10 protein-coding genes and 1 pseudogene are annotated in these 15,963 nt (G+C 70.6%); 5 read left to right on the plus strand and 6 right to left on the minus strand.

Going from position 1 to position 15,963, the window contains the following annotated elements; translation table 11 throughout:
• Nucleotides 1-4: 4 nt before the first annotated feature.
• On the minus strand, nucleotides 5-718 hold the full coding sequence (locus ACFPZ3_RS24370; RefSeq protein ID WP_379516522.1) for an SDR family oxidoreductase: 714 nt from the start codon (nucleotides 716-718) through the stop codon (nucleotides 5-7).
• Nucleotides 719-960: 242 nt separating this feature from the next.
• Between ACFPZ3_RS24370 and ACFPZ3_RS24375 the strand changes: the two are divergent.
• Nucleotides 961-2,076: pseudogene (locus ACFPZ3_RS24375) on the plus strand (AfsR/SARP family transcriptional regulator); the annotation flags it as partial.
• A 1,932-nt stretch (nucleotides 2,077-4,008) separates the two neighbouring features.
• On the opposite strand, the gene ACFPZ3_RS24380 reads toward ACFPZ3_RS24375, so the two are convergent.
• From ACFPZ3_RS24380 to ACFPZ3_RS24390, 3 genes are read right to left on the minus strand one after another with little or no spacing between them, the layout of a single operon-like run.
• Nucleotides 4,009-4,794, minus strand: a complete 786-nt coding sequence (locus ACFPZ3_RS24380) for an ABC transporter permease (RefSeq protein ID WP_379516523.1) — start codon at nucleotides 4,792-4,794, stop codon at nucleotides 4,009-4,011.
• Nucleotides 4,791-5,741 carry an ATP-binding cassette domain-containing protein gene (locus ACFPZ3_RS24385; protein WP_379516524.1) on the minus strand — a complete coding sequence of 317 codons (951 nt, stop codon included), beginning with the start codon at nucleotides 5,739-5,741 and terminating at the stop codon, nucleotides 4,791-4,793. The genes ACFPZ3_RS24380 and ACFPZ3_RS24385 overlap by 4 nt, the downstream gene beginning before the upstream one ends.
• Nucleotides 5,741-7,087, minus strand: coding sequence for a serine hydrolase domain-containing protein (locus ACFPZ3_RS24390; RefSeq protein ID WP_379516525.1), 1,347 nt, complete (start codon nucleotides 7,085-7,087; stop codon nucleotides 5,741-5,743). Before ACFPZ3_RS24390 ends, ACFPZ3_RS24385 begins: the two co-directional genes overlap by 1 nt.
• 197 nt (nucleotides 7,088-7,284) lie before the next feature.
• On the opposite strand from ACFPZ3_RS24390, the gene ACFPZ3_RS24395 reads away from it, so the two are divergent.
• Entirely contained in the window at nucleotides 7,285-8,538 is a 1,254-nt protein-coding gene (locus ACFPZ3_RS24395) for a cytochrome P450 (protein WP_379516526.1), read from the plus strand.
• A 110-nt stretch (nucleotides 8,539-8,648) separates the two neighbouring features.
• Nucleotides 8,649-9,806 carry an alpha/beta hydrolase family protein gene (locus ACFPZ3_RS24400; RefSeq protein WP_379516527.1) on the plus strand — a complete coding sequence of 386 codons (1,158 nt, stop codon included), beginning with the start codon at nucleotides 8,649-8,651 and terminating at the stop codon, nucleotides 9,804-9,806.
• A 1-nt stretch (nucleotide 9,807) separates the two neighbouring features.
• On the opposite strand, the gene ACFPZ3_RS24405 is transcribed toward ACFPZ3_RS24400, so the two are convergent.
• Both ACFPZ3_RS24405 and ACFPZ3_RS24410 read right to left on the minus strand, forming a co-directional pair.
• Nucleotides 9,808-12,906 carry an AfsR/SARP family transcriptional regulator gene (locus ACFPZ3_RS24405; RefSeq protein ID WP_379516528.1) on the minus strand — a complete coding sequence of 1,033 codons (3,099 nt, stop codon included), beginning with the start codon at nucleotides 12,904-12,906 and terminating at the stop codon, nucleotides 9,808-9,810.
• Nucleotides 12,907-13,255: 349 nt separating this feature from the next.
• Entirely contained in the window at nucleotides 13,256-13,519 is a 264-nt protein-coding gene (locus ACFPZ3_RS24410; RefSeq protein WP_379516529.1) for a hypothetical protein, read from the minus strand.
• 331 nt (nucleotides 13,520-13,850) lie between these two features.
• On the opposite strand from ACFPZ3_RS24410, the gene ACFPZ3_RS24415 reads away from it, so the two are divergent.
• Entirely contained in the window at nucleotides 13,851-14,189 is a 339-nt protein-coding gene (locus ACFPZ3_RS24415) for a hydroxyisourate hydrolase (protein WP_379516530.1), read from the plus strand.
• A 30-nt stretch (nucleotides 14,190-14,219) separates the two neighbouring features.
• On the plus strand, nucleotides 14,220-15,950 hold the full coding sequence (locus ACFPZ3_RS24420) for a 2-isopropylmalate synthase (RefSeq protein ID WP_379516531.1): 1,731 nt from the start codon (nucleotides 14,220-14,222) through the stop codon (nucleotides 15,948-15,950).
• Nucleotides 15,951-15,963: the final 13 nt, after the last annotated feature.

Raw genomic sequence — 15,963 nt, forward strand, 5'->3', positions numbered from 1 at the left:
GTTCTCACCAGGGCAGCGGGCGCTCGTCGAGGTAGAACGCGGCGGTGGGGCCGTCGTCGCCGATGGTCGCCAGCCGTACGATCTGGCGGGCGCCCTGCTCGGCCGTACGGAAACCGGTGTGATCGGTGGCGTCCGTCGCGCACCAGCCGGGGTCCACGCTGTTGACCTTGATCGGGGTGTCCCACAACTCCTTGGCGTACGTGATCATGATCATGTTGAGCGCGGCCTTGGAGGAGTTGTACGCCAGGTCGTGCTGCCCCCAGATCGGGTGATGCCGGTCGAGCACCCGGGCCATCGAGCCGAGTTCGCTGGAGACGTTGACGATCCGGCCGGCGGGGGAGCGGCGCAGCAGGGGCAACATCGCGTTGGTCACCGTGACGACGCCGAACACGTTCGTCTCGTACACCTGCCTGACGAGGTCGAGCGGGGTGGCGCTCGGCTGCGCCTGCCGGGTGCCGATGATCCCGGCGTTGTTCACCAGGATGTCCAGCGTGCCGAACTCCTCCTCCACCCACGCGGCCGCCCCGCGCACGCTGTCGGCGTCGGTGACGTCGAGGCGGACGTACGGCTGCCCGAGGCGCGCGGCGGCGGCCCTGCCCCGGTCCTCGTCGCGGGCGGCGACGATGGCGGTGACGCCCTGCTCGGCGAGCAGCCGAGCGGTCTCGAACCCGATGCCCTTGTTCGCGCCCGTGATGAGCGCCCTCTTCTGTACTCCCATGATCAATCCCTTGCGTCCGGGTTTTCGGCTGGGCTCGGCGTCCGGTTTCGGGCGCCATCGGTATGACGGGGCCGCACTCGGGAACGTGACGGTTCTCCGGGACGAACCGAGGGGGAGACGGACGGGTCGTCGGGCGCGCGAGGATTTGAGAGGCTTCCGGGGTGCGGATTGTCTTGCTTGGGCCAGTTGAGGTTTTCGCGGCGGACGGCCGGCCGATCGACATCGGCGGCGCCCGGCTGCGCATGCTGGTGGCCAGACTGGCGCTGGCCGCCGGCCGGCCGGTGACGGTGGAGTCGCTGATCGAAGATCTGTGGGGCGACGAAGCACCGGCGGGTGCGGTCAGCGCGTTGCAGGGGCTGGCCTCACGGCTGCGCAGGGCCCTGGGCGATGCCGGCGCCGTGGAGCTGGTGGCCGGCGGGTACCGGCTGACGCCGGTGGACACGCGGGACGTGGACGCGCACCGGTTCGAGGAGCTGGCCGCGCAGGGCAGGCGTGAGCTGGCCGCCGACCGGCCCCAGGAGGCCGCCGCGCAGCTCCGTGCCGCGCTCGGCCTGTGGCGGGGCGAGGCGCTGGCCGATGTGCGGGAGGCGCCGTTCGCCCGCACCAGCGCCACCAGGCTGCACGACCTGCGGGCCGCCGCGGCCGAGGACCGCTTCGACGCCGAGTTGCGTCTGGGCGGGCACGCCGAGGTGCTGGCCGATCTCGGCGCGGCGGCGGGCGAGCATCCGCTGAGCGAGCGGCTGGCCGAGCTGCGGATGCGGGCGCTGTCGGCGTCCGGACGCCAGTCGGACGCCCTGGCCGTCTACGAGGAGATCCGCGCCAGGCTGGGCGAGGAGCTCGGCGTCGATCCCTCGCCCGAGCTGCGGGAGGTCCATCTCGCCCTGCTCCGCGGCGAGCTGGACCGGCCCGTCGCGCGGCCCCAGGCCGCGCCGAGCCGGCTGCCCGCCCGGCTGACCAGCTTCGTCGGCCGGGAAAACGAGCTCGACCAGCTCGCTGGGCTATTGGCCGGCTCCCGCCTGGTGACCATCGTCGGGCCCGGTGGCGCGGGCAAGACCAGACTGTCGCTGGAGGCGATGAGCCGCGATCAGCGGGGCCGGGTCTGGTTCGTCCCCCTCGCCGGGGTGAGCCGGCCCGATCAGCTCGCCGACGCGGTGCTCGGCGCGCTCGGCGACCTGTCCGGCGGTGGCCGTCCCCTGGAGGGCGGCGCGACCGACCGGCTGGCCGAAGTGCTCGACGTCGGCGAGGCCGTGCTGATGCTGGACAACTGCGAGCATCTGGTCGAAGCGGTGGCCGACCTGGCCGAGGACCTGCTCGTACGGCTGCCGCGGCTGCGCGTCCTGGCCACCAGCAGGGAGCCGCTGGCGATCACCGGGGAGGCGCTGTGCCATCTGGGCCCGCTCGGGCTGCCCGCGGACGAGCCGGACCTGGACGAGGCGGCGCGGGCGGCCGCGATCCGCCTGTTCGTGGCGCGGGCGGCCAGCGTGCGGCCGGGGTTCGCGCTCGACGAGTCCACGGTGGGCGCGGTGGTGGAGATCTGCCGCCGCCTGGACGGCATGCCGCTGGCGCTGGAGCTAGCCGCGGCCAAGCTGCGGGCGATGGACGTGGCGCGGATCGCCCGCCGGCTGGACGACCGGTTCCGGTTGCTGACCTCGGGCAGCAGGACGGCGCTGCCGCGGCAACGTACGCTGCTCGCGATGGTGGAGTGGAGCTGGGACCTGCTGGACGAACCCGAGCGGATCCTGGCGCGCCGGCTGTCGGCCTTCCCCGGCGGGGCGAGCCTGGCCGCGCTGGAGGCGGTCTGCGCCGATGAGCCGCTGGCCGCCGAGGACGTGCTGGACGTGGCTGGCTCCCTGGTGGAGAAGTCCATCGTGCAGCAGGCCGACGACCGCTATCGCATGCTGGAGACGATCCGCGCCTACGCCGCCACCCAGCTCGCCGCGTCGGGCGACGACATCTCCGGGCGTTTCGGCGGCTACTTCCTGGCGCTGGCCGAGGAGCACGAGCCGCTGCTGCGTACCGGGGAGCAGCTGCGGGCGATCGAGCTCTTCGACACCGAGCACGACAACCTGGCCCTGGCGCTGAGGACGGCGACAGAGGCCGGGGACGTGGCCATGGCGGTCCGGTTCGTCAGGGCGATGTTCTGGTACTGGGGCATCAAGGGGATGACCACCCAGTACGTGACGGCCGTCTCCGACGTGCTCACGTTCGGCGACGCGCTGCCCGAGCGGGTGCGTACCGCGTTCGGTGTGGTGCGGGGAGCGGCAGGGCCGATGCCTGTGCCCGGGCCGATGACGGACGCGGACCTGGACTTCCATCCCGCGTTGCCGATGTTGCGGATGGCCCAGCTCGGCGCGGCCGCGGACGACTTCGACCTCGCGCGACGTTCGCCGGACCCATGGGTGCGGGCCAGCCTGCTGGTGTCGCAGGACATCGTGCACACCGAACGGGGCGACCTGCGCTCCGGCGTCGAGGCCAGGCGGGAGGCGCTGCGGGGCTTCGAGGAGGTGGGCGACCGCTGGGGGCTGGTGATGATCCTGCTCCGCATCAGCCGCGACCACTCCTTGCGGGCCGAGTACGAGCAGTCCGTCGCCCTCGCGGAACGGGCGGTCGCGATCAGCTCCGAGCTCGGCACCGAGCTGCACCTGTTGTGGACCAAGAGCACGCTCGTACGGGCGCGCATGAACAGCGGCGACGTGGACGGCGCGCTGCGCGACATCGAGGCCGCGCTGCGCCAGGCCAGGGAGCGCGGCCACCGGCGCATCGAGGCCAACATGCCGGCGTACGTGTCGATCGCGCACCGGCTCAGAGGCGAGCTGGAGCAGGCCGATCAGGCCCTGGAGGAGATGGAGGCACGGGCCAAACGGCTGCCGTCCGGCGAGGGGCTGCCCAGCGACATGATCACCGGCTTCAGGATGGCCAACCGGCTCGCGGAGGGAGCGGCGGGCCCGGCGCGCGCACTGCTGCCGCGTGTCATCCGCGATGTGTTCGCCCCGGGCCACGTCAGCGACCTGAGCTGGGGCGCGGAGCTGCTGGCCGGGCTGCTCGCGCTGGAGGACGACCCGGCGGGCGCGGCCACCGCGCTGGGGATGAGCCAGGTGATCCGCGGCGCGTTCGACGAGGGCGACCCTGAGCTGCGCACGCTGACAGCCGGCCTCACCGGGAAACTCGGTGAGGCCGGCTATCAGAAGGCCTATCGCCAGGGTGCGGAACTGCCCAGGCAGGAGGCGCTGGACCGGCTGGCGGAACACGCCGGGTGAGCGGTTCTTCGCGGTGCGACCGCCCTGCCGTGGTCAGGCGGCCCTCCTGCGATAGGCGCGCATGGCCAGCGGGCAGAACACCACGAGCACGCCGGCCATCCACGCCAGGCCGCCGAGCAGCGGCCCGGCGACCTCGCCGCCGTTGAGCAGGCCGCGCATGGTGTCGGCCATCAGGCTGACCGGGTTGATGTCCGACCACACCCGCAACCAGCCGGGCATGGTCCGCGACGGGACGAACACGTTGCTGGCGAACGTGAGCGGGAGCACCAGGATCGTCATGAGGCCCTGCACCGACCCCGGCGTGCTGACCAGCATGCCGAGGTAGACCGACATCCAGGAGAAGCAGAGGGCGAAGCCGATCAGCAGCGCGACCGCGGCCAGGACGGCCATCGGGCCGGTGCCGAACCGATAGCCCATGATCAGCGCCAGGGTCAGCAGCGTGCCCAGGGCGACGACATAGCGGACGACGTCGGCCAGCACCGCGCCCACCAGCGGCGCCGAGCGGGCGATGGGCATGCTGCGGAACCGGTCGAAGACGCCGGTGCTCGCGTCGGCGTTGAGTGAGACGCCGATGCCGATGCTGGCCTGGAAGACGGTCATCACCATGATGCCGGGGACGATAGTGCGGAGATAGCCGTCGATATCGCCGCCGCCGATCGCGCCGCCGAACAGGTAGACGAACATCAGCAGGAACACGATCGGCGTCAGGATGACGTCCACGAGCTGCACCGGAGTCTTGACGATCTTGGTGACGCCCCGGCCGGCGAGCGCGAACCCGTGCCGCGCGGCCTGGGCCGGTCCGATGGTCATGGTGCTCATGCCGCGTTCCTCTCCGTGCCGGCGGGCTGCCGGGTCAGTGTCAGGAAGACCTCGTCCAGGCTGGGCAGGCGCAGGCCCAGCTCGTCGGTGGTGATGCCGGTCGCCTCCAGCCTCCGTACCAGCGCCGACACCAGCATCGGGTCGGCGGCGGGCACGGTGAGCAGGCCGGCGTCCCCGGTCGGGGTGTGGCCGGTCAGCTCGGTCAGGATCCGGGCGAGCGCGTCCAGATCGCCGGGCAGGGTCGGCCGCACGTGCAGGATCTGGCCGCCGATGCGCCGCTTCAGCTCGCCCGGCGAGCCCTCCGCGACCACGCGGCCCTGGTCGATCACGCTGATCCGGTCGGCGAGCTGGTCGGCCTCCTCCAGGTACTGCGTCGTGAGCAACACCGTCGTCCCGTCGGAGACCAGCTCCCTGACCACCTCCCACAGCTCGTTGCGGGTGTGCGGGTCCAGGCCGGTGGTGGGCTCGTCCAGGAACAGGATGCGCGGCCTGCCCACCAGGCTGGCCGCCAGGTCGAGCCGGCGCCGCATGCCGCCGGAGAACGTGGCCAGCGGGCGGGTGGCGTCGCCGGTCAGCTCGAACCGCTCCAGCAACTCGGCCGCCCGCGCCTTGGCCTGCCGCTTCGGCAGGTTCAGCAGCCGGCCGTACAACACCAGGTTCTCCACGGCCGACAACGTCTCGTCCACCGAGGCGTACTGCCCGGTCAGGCCGATCAGGGAGCGGACCCGCACCGGATCCTGGACCACGTCGTGGCCGCCGACCCTCGCGCGGCCCTCGTCGGGCCGCATCAGCGTGGCCAGGATCCGCACCATGGTGGTCTTGCCCGCGCCGTTCGGGCCCAGGACCCCGATGACCTCGCCGGCGGGCACCTCCAGGTCCACCCCGTTCAGCGCGGTCCTGTCGCCGTACCGTTTGACCAGGCCCTCGGCCTGGATCGCGGAGGTCATCATCGCTCCTTGCCGAACAGCCGGCCGGCCAGGTCCACGCCCACGATCGTGCCGTCGTCGTCGCGGGTGAAGAAGCCGCGCTGCCCCTTCAGCCCGCCCTCGGTGAGGATGTACTCCTCGCCGTCGCCGGGCAGGAAGCCCATGGCGGCCGGCGGGTAGTCCGGGGGCATCTCGGCGTCCGACCCCTGGCGGATCTCGGGCTTGATCCCGACCTCAAGGGTGAGCCGGGTGCCGTCGGTGGCGATGTCGAGGTTCATGGCGTCGTTCTCGTAACGGCCGGCGGCCTCCCGGGCCCGTGCCTCGTCGTACGGGATCGGCTCGGGGTCCCGCTCGACCACGCCGAGGTAGTGTTCGAGCGCCCAGCGGACGACGGACTGGTTGAACGGGTAACCGTCGGGGCCCGCGTTGGCCAGGGAGACGACGGCGAAGCCGCGTTCCGGCACGATGAGCAGCTCGGCGAACTGGCCGTTGCCCGATCCGCCGTGCCCGATCGTCCGCACACCGTCCACGTCACGCAGGAACCAGCTGATGCCGAAGGCGTCACCGAGCGTGCTGGAGCGCAGCTCGACCGTCTGCTCCCGCATGCGGCCCAGCGTCTCGTCCCCGGCGGCGAGGTGGTACCTGGCCCAGCGCAGCAGGTCGCTCACCGAGGAGACGATGCCCCCGCCGGGGTTGTTGCCGTGGCTGCCGGCCCGCCACGCCGTCCACGGCCGCGCGAAGTGGAACGTCCCGTCCGCGCCGCGGTTGTGGCCCACGGCGAACCGCCTGACCATGATGTCGTCCGGGTCGAAGAAGGTGTTCGACAGCCCCGCGGGCTCCAGGACCAGCCGGGCCACGGCCTTCTCGAACGGCAGGCCGGTGACCTTCTCGATGATCCGCCCGGCCAGGTTGTAGCCGGCCTGACTGTAGGAGGCGCGGGCGCCGGGCGGCGCGATGGCCGGCAGCTCGGCCATCCTGGCCACGAACCCGGCCAGGGAGCCGTCGTCCTCGTCGGCGTCGATCAGGTTCCAGTCCAGGCCGGAGGTGTGGTTGAGCAGGTTCAGCACGGTGACCTCGGCCGTGGTCCGCTCGTCGGCGAGCCTCAGCTCGGGCACGTATCGGCGCACCGGGGCGTCCAGCTCCACCTTTCCCTGCTCGACCAGGCGCATCAGCGCGGTCGCCGTGAAGGTCTTGGTCACCGACGCCAGGTGGAACAGCGTCTTCTCATCGACGGTCAGCGGGTTGTCGAGGCTCGTGACGCCGTGGGAGGCGTAGATCTCCTGGCCGTCCACCAGCACCCCGACGGCTACGCCGGGGATGTCCTCGGCGGTGGCCCGGACGAAATCGGACAGGTCCTCGTACGACATGGTGTTCGCTCCGTTCGCTTCTGTGTGTACTCAGACCATGGCCGCCGCCGCTGTCACCGCTCTGACAGCGCGTGAACAGGCCCTCTCAGCGCTCGTCAGCGAGTAGAGAAGTCACGCCGGGGAATGGCATCCCTGACCTGACCACACGGACGATCCCCCCGCCGGAAACGCCCCAGCACCGCGACAGGAGACTCGCCGTGTCCACCTTGTCCGCCGCCGAAGCCGCCCACTCACTCGCCGCCCCCGCCACCTACGCCGACGAAACCCGCCTCCACACCGCGCTGGCGCTGCTGCGCAGCCGGTCTCCGGTCCACCACGTCGAATCCCCCGGCTACAACCCCTTCTGGGCAGTCACCCGCCACGCCGACATCCTCGACGTCGAACGCGACCACGCCCTCTGGCTCAGCGCGCCCCGCCCCGTCCTGCGTACGGCCGCGCTCGACGCCGCCCTGGAAGCCCGCCGCAGCCAGGGAAAGGCCCTGGCCAGCATCGTCCACATGGACGGCCCCCAGCATCGCGCCCTGCGCGCCATCGCGGCCGACTGGTTCCGCCCCAAGGCGATGCGTATGTTGCAGACCCGCGTCAGCGACCTGGCCAGACGCCACGTGGACACCATGGCCGAACTCGGCGGCGCCTGCGACTTCGCCCGTGACATCGCCGCCCACTATCCGCTCTACGCCATCCTCACCCTCCTCGGCCTGCCCGAATCCGACTTCCCCCGCATGCTCCAGCTCACCCAGCAGCTGTTCGGGCATGACGACACGGACACCGGACGCGGCTCGGGCACGCCGCGCGACCACACCTCCGTCCTGGAGGACCTGTTCGCCTACTTCCACGACCTGACCGCGCGGCGCCGCGCCACACCGACCGGCGACCTCGCCTCACAGATCGCCAACGCCCGCATCGACGGCCGCCCCCTGGACGACAACACCGCCGCCTCGTACTACATCCTCATCGCCACCGCCGGCCACGACACCACCAGCTCCACCATCGCCGGCGGTCTCGAAGCGCTCATCGCGCACCCCGGGGAGCTGAGGCGCCTGCGCGAGGATCCCGGGCTGCTGCCGTCGGCGGCCGAGGAGATGATCCGCTGGGTCAGCCCGGTCAAGTCGTTCGTGCGCACCGCCTCCGCCGACACCCACGTGCGGGGCACGGCCATCGGGAAGGGGGAGTCGGTGCTGCTGTCGTACCCGTCGGCCAACCGCGACGAGGACGTCTTCGCCGACCCGTTCCGCTTCGACGTGGGACGCGATCCCAACAGGCACCTGGCGTTCGGCTTCGGCGTGCACTACTGCCTGGGCGCGGCCCTGGCCCGCATGGAGATCCAGACGTTGTTCGCCGAGCTCCTGCCCCGGCTGGCGCACGTCTCGCCGGCCGGTGAGCCGGCGCGGACGGCGACCACGTTCGTGGGCGGCCTCAAACGCCTGCCGATCCGCTACTCCCTCACGTGAACGCGGGCCGGTGAGGTCTGCGGCCGGCACATCTTCCAACGTGCTCTACCTCTGGCGAAGTCTTGTCCGCCGAGATCGTCACGACTGACAATGATCTTCGAGGAGGCGAGATGTTGATCGTCTTGACGTTGGTCGCCGGACTGCTGACCCCCGCACACCAGGCGCCGTTGGCGGTGCCCGGCGCCGAGCACGTGGTCACGGCCAAGCTGGCCGATCTGACCACGGCGGGCACCGTGGCGTCCGGGCACACCGACCCGGCCGACTGGGCCGGGTTGCACGCGTCGGGCACCGTCAACCCGACGGGTGTCCCCGGCATCCAGCTCGACGGCTACTTTCCCGACACGTCCGCGACGAACACCAACCACGGCTGGAACCACGACGCGCAGTTCGTGATCCGGCTGCCGGACCGCTGGAACGGCGGCCTGATCGTCACGGGCGCGCCGGGCAACCGGGAGCAGTACGCCAACGACTACACGATCTCCGACTACGTGTTGTCGCGGGGATACGCGTTCGTCGCGACCGACAAGGGCAACACCAGCCCCGAGTTCCACACCGACGGCCGCGAGCCCGGCGACGCGATCGCCGAGTGGAACCAGCGGGTCACGCAGCTCACCGTGGCCGCCAAGGCGGTGGCACGCCGGCGGTACGGCCGGGCGCCGGCGCGTACGTACATGATGGGCATGTCCAACGGCGGCTACCTGGTCCGGTGGCAGCTGGAGAACCGCGGGTGGTTGTACGACGGCGGCGTCGACTACGAGGGCACGTTGTGGAGCGTCGATCACGACAACCTGCTGACATTCCTGCCCGCGGCGCTCCGGGCCTACCCGGACGATCCGGCGGGGGTGCGCGCGGCGGGCTTCCCCGAGGGCTCGGAGTTCCTGTGGCCCTACCATTACGCGAACTTCTGGCAGCTCACGGCGCGGATCTATCAGCAGGAGATGGACCCCTCCTACACGGGGGATCCGGCCGACTACGACTATCACGCGCGCAAGCCGTACGCGGCGGTGGCGAAGATCGCGCTGACGGGGCGGATCACCAAGCCGCTGATCACGTTGCACGGCACGCTGGACTGCCTGCTGCCGATCTCCAAGGACTCCGACCAGTACGCCGAGATGGTGGGGCCGAATCGCCCGTTCCGGTATCACCGGATCGAGGGTGGCAACCACTTCGACGGTCTGGTGGACAGCTACCCCGACGGGCTGAGGCCCATGGTGCCGGAGGTGCGTGACGCCCTGGTCGAGCTGGAGCAGTGGGTCGGGGCGCGTTGACTCAGCGATTGGGGTCGGCGATGAGGTTCACGTACGGTGCGCGGACCTCGCGGCTGGAGGCCGCCTTGAGCTGCTCGCGCAGTGACCCGCCCGCCTGCTCCCCGACCTGCTCGATCAGCTCGCGCACGCGTGCCAGCGCCGTCGTCGCCGCGTCCTTGTCGACGGCCTCGTGCAACATGAGCAGGGTCTGCGCTTCGAGCAGCGGGGTGCGCATCTGGCGGAACAGGGCGGCCGCCTTCTGCAGGCGGGTGGCGGCCTCGGCCGGCTCGCCCGCCGCGAGCGCCAGCTCGCCGAGACCGGCCAGGCAGTGCGCCTCCGCGAGCCGGTGGCGGGAGCGGTCGGCCAGGGTGAGCGCCTGGCGCAGCAGCGGCTCCGCCACCTGGAGCTTGCCCTGCCGCAGCCGGGCCACCCCGCCGCCGTGCAGGGCGAACGCCTCTCCGATGATGTCGCCGATCTCCTGCACGACGGAGAGCGACTCCTCGAACGCGCCCGCCGCGATGGCGATCTCGCCCGCCAGCAGGTGGACGTGGCCCATCCGGTGCAGCACCTGGGCGGTGACCCGCCGGTTGCCGCCGAGCTTGCTGCGGACGAGCGCCTCGGCGAGCAACATCTTGGCGCCGTCGATGTCGTCGGAGTCGGCGCGGATCTGGGCGAGGTTGTGCAGGGTGTGCGCGGCGGCTATCTGGTCGCCGATGGTGGAGAAGATCTTCAGCGACTGTTCGAGATGGCCCATCGCCGCGTCCATCCGGCCGTTCATCCGTTCGAGGACGGCGATGTTGCGGGTGGTCCTGGCGATCTGCAGCTCGTCCCCGACCTCCTGGAACAGGGCCAGCGCCGACTCGAAGTCCCGTGCGGCGTCGTCGAAGTGCTGCTCGGTCAGCGACAAGGAGCCCCTGGCGTACAACATCTCGGCCTGGCCGCGCTTGTCGTCGCCGGAGCGGGCGGCCTCCAGGGCGATCTCGTGAGTCTCGCGCCAGTCGTCCAGGTAGACGCGCAGCTCGAAGAAGGCTTCCGCGTTCATCGCCAGCCGCCAGCACAACTCCACGAACCCGGCCTGCGCCGCCTGCCTGATGCCGGCGAGCAGGACGTGACGCTCGCGCTCGAACCAGGCGATCGGCTTGGCGACCAGCCGCTCGACCAGTTCGTCCGGCAGCGGCGACTCCATCTCGATCGGCGGGTACGACGCGGGCGACGGGCCGTACTCGCGCCGCCGGGCCGCCTCGGTGAGCTGGAGCAGCGCGCTGAGCATGCGGGCCAGCGCGTCGGCGCGCATGGCGGGCGTCTCCTCGGCGGCCAGGCGCTCGCGCGCGTACACGCGGATGAGGTCGTGGAAGCGGTATTGGACGCCGGCGTTCCTGCCGGTGTTCACGACGTCGACGAGCTGGGCGTCCACCAGGTCGTCGAGCAGGTCCTGTACGTCGAGGAGCGGCTGGTCGAGCAGGGCGGCGCTGATCCAGGCGGAGACGATGTGGGCGTCGAGGATCGCCAGCCGGCGGAAGAGGCGGCGCGCCGGCTCGCTGATGCCCTCGTAGGTCAGCGACAGGCTGGCCCTGATCCCCATTTCGCCGTGCATCAGCTCGTCCAGCCTGCGGGCCTCGTCCCTGAGCCGCTCCACGAGCTGCTCGACCCCCCAGTGCGGGCGGGCGGCCATGCGGGCGCCGGCGATGCGCAGGGCGAGGGGCAGACGGCCGCACAGTTCGGCGAGCGCGGCGGCCATCTCGGGCTCGGCCCACACCCGATCCGTCCCCGCGATGCGGGAGAGCAGGTCGATGGACTGGGCCGAGTCGAACAGGTCCACGTCCACCTGGGTCGCGCCGGCCAGCCCGCCGAGCCTGCTGCGGCTGGTGACGATGACGGCGGAGGCCGGGTTGCCCGGCAGCAGCGGCATCACCTGGCTCTCGGAGCCCGCGTCGTCGAGCACGATGAGCATGCGGCGGTCGGCCAGGAACATGCGGTACATCTCCGCCCGCTCCTCCAGGCTTTCCGGCAGGGCGCTGCCGGACACGCCCAGTGCCCGCAGGAACCGTTCGAGCACCTGCATCGGGCTCGCCGGGCGGGAGGCGCCGTGCATGTCGGCGTAGAGCTGCCCGTCGGGGAATTGGGCCGAGACGCTGTGCGCGGAGTGCACCGCGACGGTGGTCTTGCCGATGCCGGCCCGGCCGGAGATGGCCACGATGGGTACGGCGAAGCGGGCGGCGCCGTCGGGCGGTTCCGTCAGCCTCTTCTTGATCTCGTCGATCTGGCTCTGACGGCCGATGAAGTCCGCGATCCCGGCGGGCAACATGCCGGGGACGGAGGTGTAGGTGAGCCGCTGGTCGAGGACGATCTGCGTGGGCGGCGGAGGGGCGTCGAGGCTCTCGTCAGCCGTGAGGATGGCCGATTCGAGCTGTTGTAACTGCTCGTTGGGCTCGATCCCCAGCTCTTCGATCATCATGCGCCGCGCGTCGCGATAGACCTGGAGGGATTCGGCCTGCCTGCCGGAGCGGTAGAGCGCGGTCATGAGCTGGGCGATGAGCCTCTCACGCAGCGGGTGGAGGCTGACCAGACCGGCGAGCTCACCGACCAGCTGGTGGTGGAGGCCGAGGTCGAGTTCGAGCTGGATGCAGTCCTCGTTGGCGGTGATGCGCTGCTCGGTGAGCCGGCCCGCGATGGCCTGCAGCAGCCTGCTCTCGATGCCCTCCAGCGCGGGACCGCGCCACAGCCCGAGCGCCTGCCGATAGTGCTGGATGGCCTCGTCGAGGTTGCGGCTGTCGCGCTGCTTGCGGGCCTTGGCCAGGAGATGCTCGAAGACGCGGGCGTCGATCTCGTCAGGCTCCGCGTGAAGTTCGTATCCCTGGGGTTTGGTCACGATCCTGTTCGGGTCTCCATGCGCCTCGAACAGGCGTCGCAGCCCCGAGATGCAGATCTGCACCTGGGCGCGGGAGGTGGCCGGAGGTTCGTCGTCGTAGATGGCTTCCATCAGGCGGGACAGCGTGACCGGCCGATCCGCATTCAGTAAAAGGGTCGCCAAAGTGATTCGTTGCCGCGTGCCCCCGAGTTCAATACTTACTCCACCCACGGTGGCTTCAAGTGCCCCCAGCAGACGAAACTCCACGCGCATCTCCTTGATGAAGCCGCCGCCCTCTCGCGAACCTCACGCCCCCTAGCTGAATGAGGCAGGACGGCATTAGGCAGACACCGTAATCGAGATTATGGTCCCTAAGTACCTTGGTGGGATGCTTCTATCCTACAAGATCAGCGTGCTTCGTGATGATCTTCCCCCCTGTGTCGGTCCTTGAGAAGTTCGACCGATTTGGGGGTTAGACTACAGTGTTGGTCGAAGTGTGGCCACTGCGTATTTTCCGCGCCGCCCTGTCACCTAGCAGGTGCCGGCCACTTATGCACTCCGTGATAACGCAAAACGGCCGGGATGGCAATCGCCGGCCGTTTCGCTTCTGACCAGGAGATCCTCAGCCCCAGGGGTCGCCGTGCATGGTCGCCTTGCCCCACGGGTCGCCGTCGTCGTGCTGGTGGCCGAGACGGCCCCAGGGGTCACCGAAGCCATTGACGGGTCCCGCGCCCCAGGGGTCGCCGTCGTCCTGCATGGTGCTCACGGGGGAGGCGGTGGCCGCCAGTGCGGCTGGGCTCATTGCGACGAGAGTGCCGGCGGCAAGGGCCGCGACGATGATCGACTTGCGGATCCTGCCGGCCGTGCTGGCGATGGTCGAGCCCATGGTGCCTACCTCCGGTGTGGTCTTCGCGGCGTCGTCTTCACCGCTCGCCACAGACGCTCACATCGGCCGCCATCAGGCCTTTATCGGCGCGCTTCCGGCCCACCATTCACGCAGGTCAATGGCATGGCCGGCCGATCTTCCCGAGAAAATCGAGCACGCTGCGATAACAGGCCCATCCGATCCCCCGATGCCACGATGGCGGGCCGATAGCGAGCCGAAGGCGTGGCGATAACCGGCCGCGATAACCATGACGTGAGCCCGGGTGGCGCGCGTATACGCCGGGCCACTCGGGTGGCCAACACATGAACCGGTAAACGACAGGTGGCGTTACATGGGCATTGACGTGCAGGCGTTGGACAGCGTCTACGGCCGCCCGGCGGCCAGCGTGGACGTGCGTCTGGACCGTGCCGACAACGGCCAGTGGGTGATGGACGCCCGAGCGGTGACGGATCACGAGGGGCGCGTCAAGGAGTGGCTCGAGCACAGGCTCGATCGCGGCCTTTATCGAATCGTGTTCGGCAGTGATCGTTACTTCGTCGGCCTGGGACTGAGCGCCGCTTATCCGGAGATCGTCGTCGTTTTCCGCATGATCGACGAGACCTGTACTTATCAAATTCAGGTTCTGCTTTCGCCGCACTCATATTCGGCCTATTTCGGCTCGTTCAACTGAGTACGACGCGCGAACAGTGAGGGATCCGCCATGAAGATCAATCGCTACGCAGCATTCCCGATGGTCTCACTCGACGACCGCGCCTGGCCGGCCGCCACGATCACCGCCGCGCCCCGCTGGCTCTCGACCGACCTGCGCGACGGCAACCAGGCCCTGGCCCGGCCGATGAGCCCGGAGCGCAAGCTCGCCATGTTCGAGCTCCTGGTGAGCGTGGGCTACAGGGAGATCGAGATCGGCTTCCCGTCGGCCAGCCAGGACGACTACGACTTCGTCCGCCTCCTCGTCGAGGAGGACCGCATCCCCGACGGCGTGCGCATCACGGCGTTCGCGCCGGCGCGCGAGGAGCTCATCGAGCGCACCATGGAGAGCCTGCGCGGCGCGCCCACGGCGACCCTGCACCTCTACAACGCCACCTCGCCGGCGGTCCGGCGGCTGGTGTTCGGGATCGACCGCGAGCAGTGCCGGGACCTCGCCGTCCACGGGACCCGTACGGTCATGGCGTACGCGGACAAGCTCATCCCCGACTGCGACCTGGCGCTGCAGTACTCGCTGGAGCACTTCAACGACACCGAGCTGGACTTCTCCCTGGAGGTCTGCGAGGCGGTCATGGACGTGTGGGAGCCAGGCCACGACCGGCCGATCATCCTCAACTTCCCCACGACGGTCGAGCGCTCCATGCCCAACGTCTTCGCCGACCAGATCGAGTGGATGCATCGCAACCTGTCCAGGCGCGAGCACATCTGCCTGTCGGTGCACCCCCACAACGACCGGGGCACCGGGGTGGCGTCGGCGGAGCTGGCCCTGCTGGCCGGGGCCGAGCGGATCGAGGGCTGCCTGTTCGGGAACGGCGAGCGGGCCGGCAACGTGTGCCTGGTCACGCTCGGGATGAACCTCTTCACGCAGGGCATCGAGCCGGGCATCGACTTCTCGGACCTGGACCGGGTCCGCCGGGTCGTGGAGAGCTGCACCGGCATCGCGGTGGCCCCGCGGCACCCGTACGGCGGGGACCTGGTCTACACGGCGTTCTCCGGCACGCACCAGGACGCGATCAAGAAGGGCATCGACGCGATGGAGCGGGAGGCCGCGCGCGTCGGGCTGCCGGCGTCCGAGCTCCCGTGGGACGTGCCCTACCTGCCCATCGACCCCAGGGACGTGGGGCGGACCTACGAGTCGATCGTGCGCATCAACAGCCAGTCGGGCAAGGGCGGCCTGGCCTACCTGATGCGCTCCAGGCACGGGCTCACGCTGCCCAGGCCGCTGCAGATCGACTTCTCCCAGGTCGTCCAGGCGCTGGCGGAGGCCGAGGGCGGGGAGATCGGGGTGGACCGGATCAGGGAGGTCTTCGAGGACACCTACGTCGTCGCGCAGGGGGCGCCGACGGTGGAGGGCGCCTCCATCGAGCTGTACATCGACGGCCCCGAGTACGGGGCGAGCCCCGCCTGGACCGAGACCCTGAAGACGCTGCGCTCGGTGCTGGCCGTCAAGGGCTTCGAGGTGCGCGCGGTCCACCACATGGGCGGCCGGCCGGGCGACCGCGAGGAGACGGCCGTCTACGTCCAGTGCACGCTCGGAGACCGGACCGCGTGGGGCGCCGGGATCCGGGCCGACCTCGCGAGCGCCGCGCTGGCGGCCGTCGGGTCGGCCGTCGTCAGGGGATTGCCGGAGCCCACGGTGCACCAGCCCGGCCGCGTGCGCCCGCCCTCCGACGCCGAATGCCGCCGCCAGCGGCAGCGGGCGCGGGCGGTGATAGCCGGGCGATAAAGAGGCGATGGCC

The organism is Nonomuraea insulae (genome assembly GCF_042656245.1).

What these genes read in the sequence shown, in the direction of transcription:
- ACFPZ3_RS24370 (WP_379516522.1), bottom strand. Translation starts at nt 718, where the DNA reads ATGGGAGTACAGAAGAGGGCGCTCATCACGGGCGCGAACAAGGGCATC.
- ACFPZ3_RS24380 (WP_379516523.1), bottom strand. Translation starts at nt 4,794, where the DNA reads ATGAGCACCATGACCATCGGACCGGCCCAGGCCGCGCGGCACGGGTTC.
- ACFPZ3_RS24385 (WP_379516524.1), bottom strand. Translation starts at nt 5,741, where the DNA reads ATGACCTCCGCGATCCAGGCCGAGGGCCTGGTCAAACGGTACGGCGAC.
- ACFPZ3_RS24390 (WP_379516525.1), bottom strand. Translation starts at nt 7,087, where the DNA reads ATGTCGTACGAGGACCTGTCCGATTTCGTCCGGGCCACCGCCGAGGAC.
- ACFPZ3_RS24400 (WP_379516527.1), top strand. Translation starts at nt 8,649, where the DNA reads ATGTTGATCGTCTTGACGTTGGTCGCCGGACTGCTGACCCCCGCACAC.
- ACFPZ3_RS24405 (WP_379516528.1), bottom strand. Translation starts at nt 12,906, where the DNA reads ATGCGCGTGGAGTTTCGTCTGCTGGGGGCACTTGAAGCCACCGTGGGT.
- ACFPZ3_RS24410 (WP_379516529.1), bottom strand. Translation starts at nt 13,519, where the DNA reads ATGGGCTCGACCATCGCCAGCACGGCCGGCAGGATCCGCAAGTCGATC.
- ACFPZ3_RS24415 (WP_379516530.1), top strand. Translation starts at nt 13,851, where the DNA reads ATGGGCATTGACGTGCAGGCGTTGGACAGCGTCTACGGCCGCCCGGCG.
- ACFPZ3_RS24420 (WP_379516531.1), top strand. Translation starts at nt 14,220, where the DNA reads ATGAAGATCAATCGCTACGCAGCATTCCCGATGGTCTCACTCGACGAC.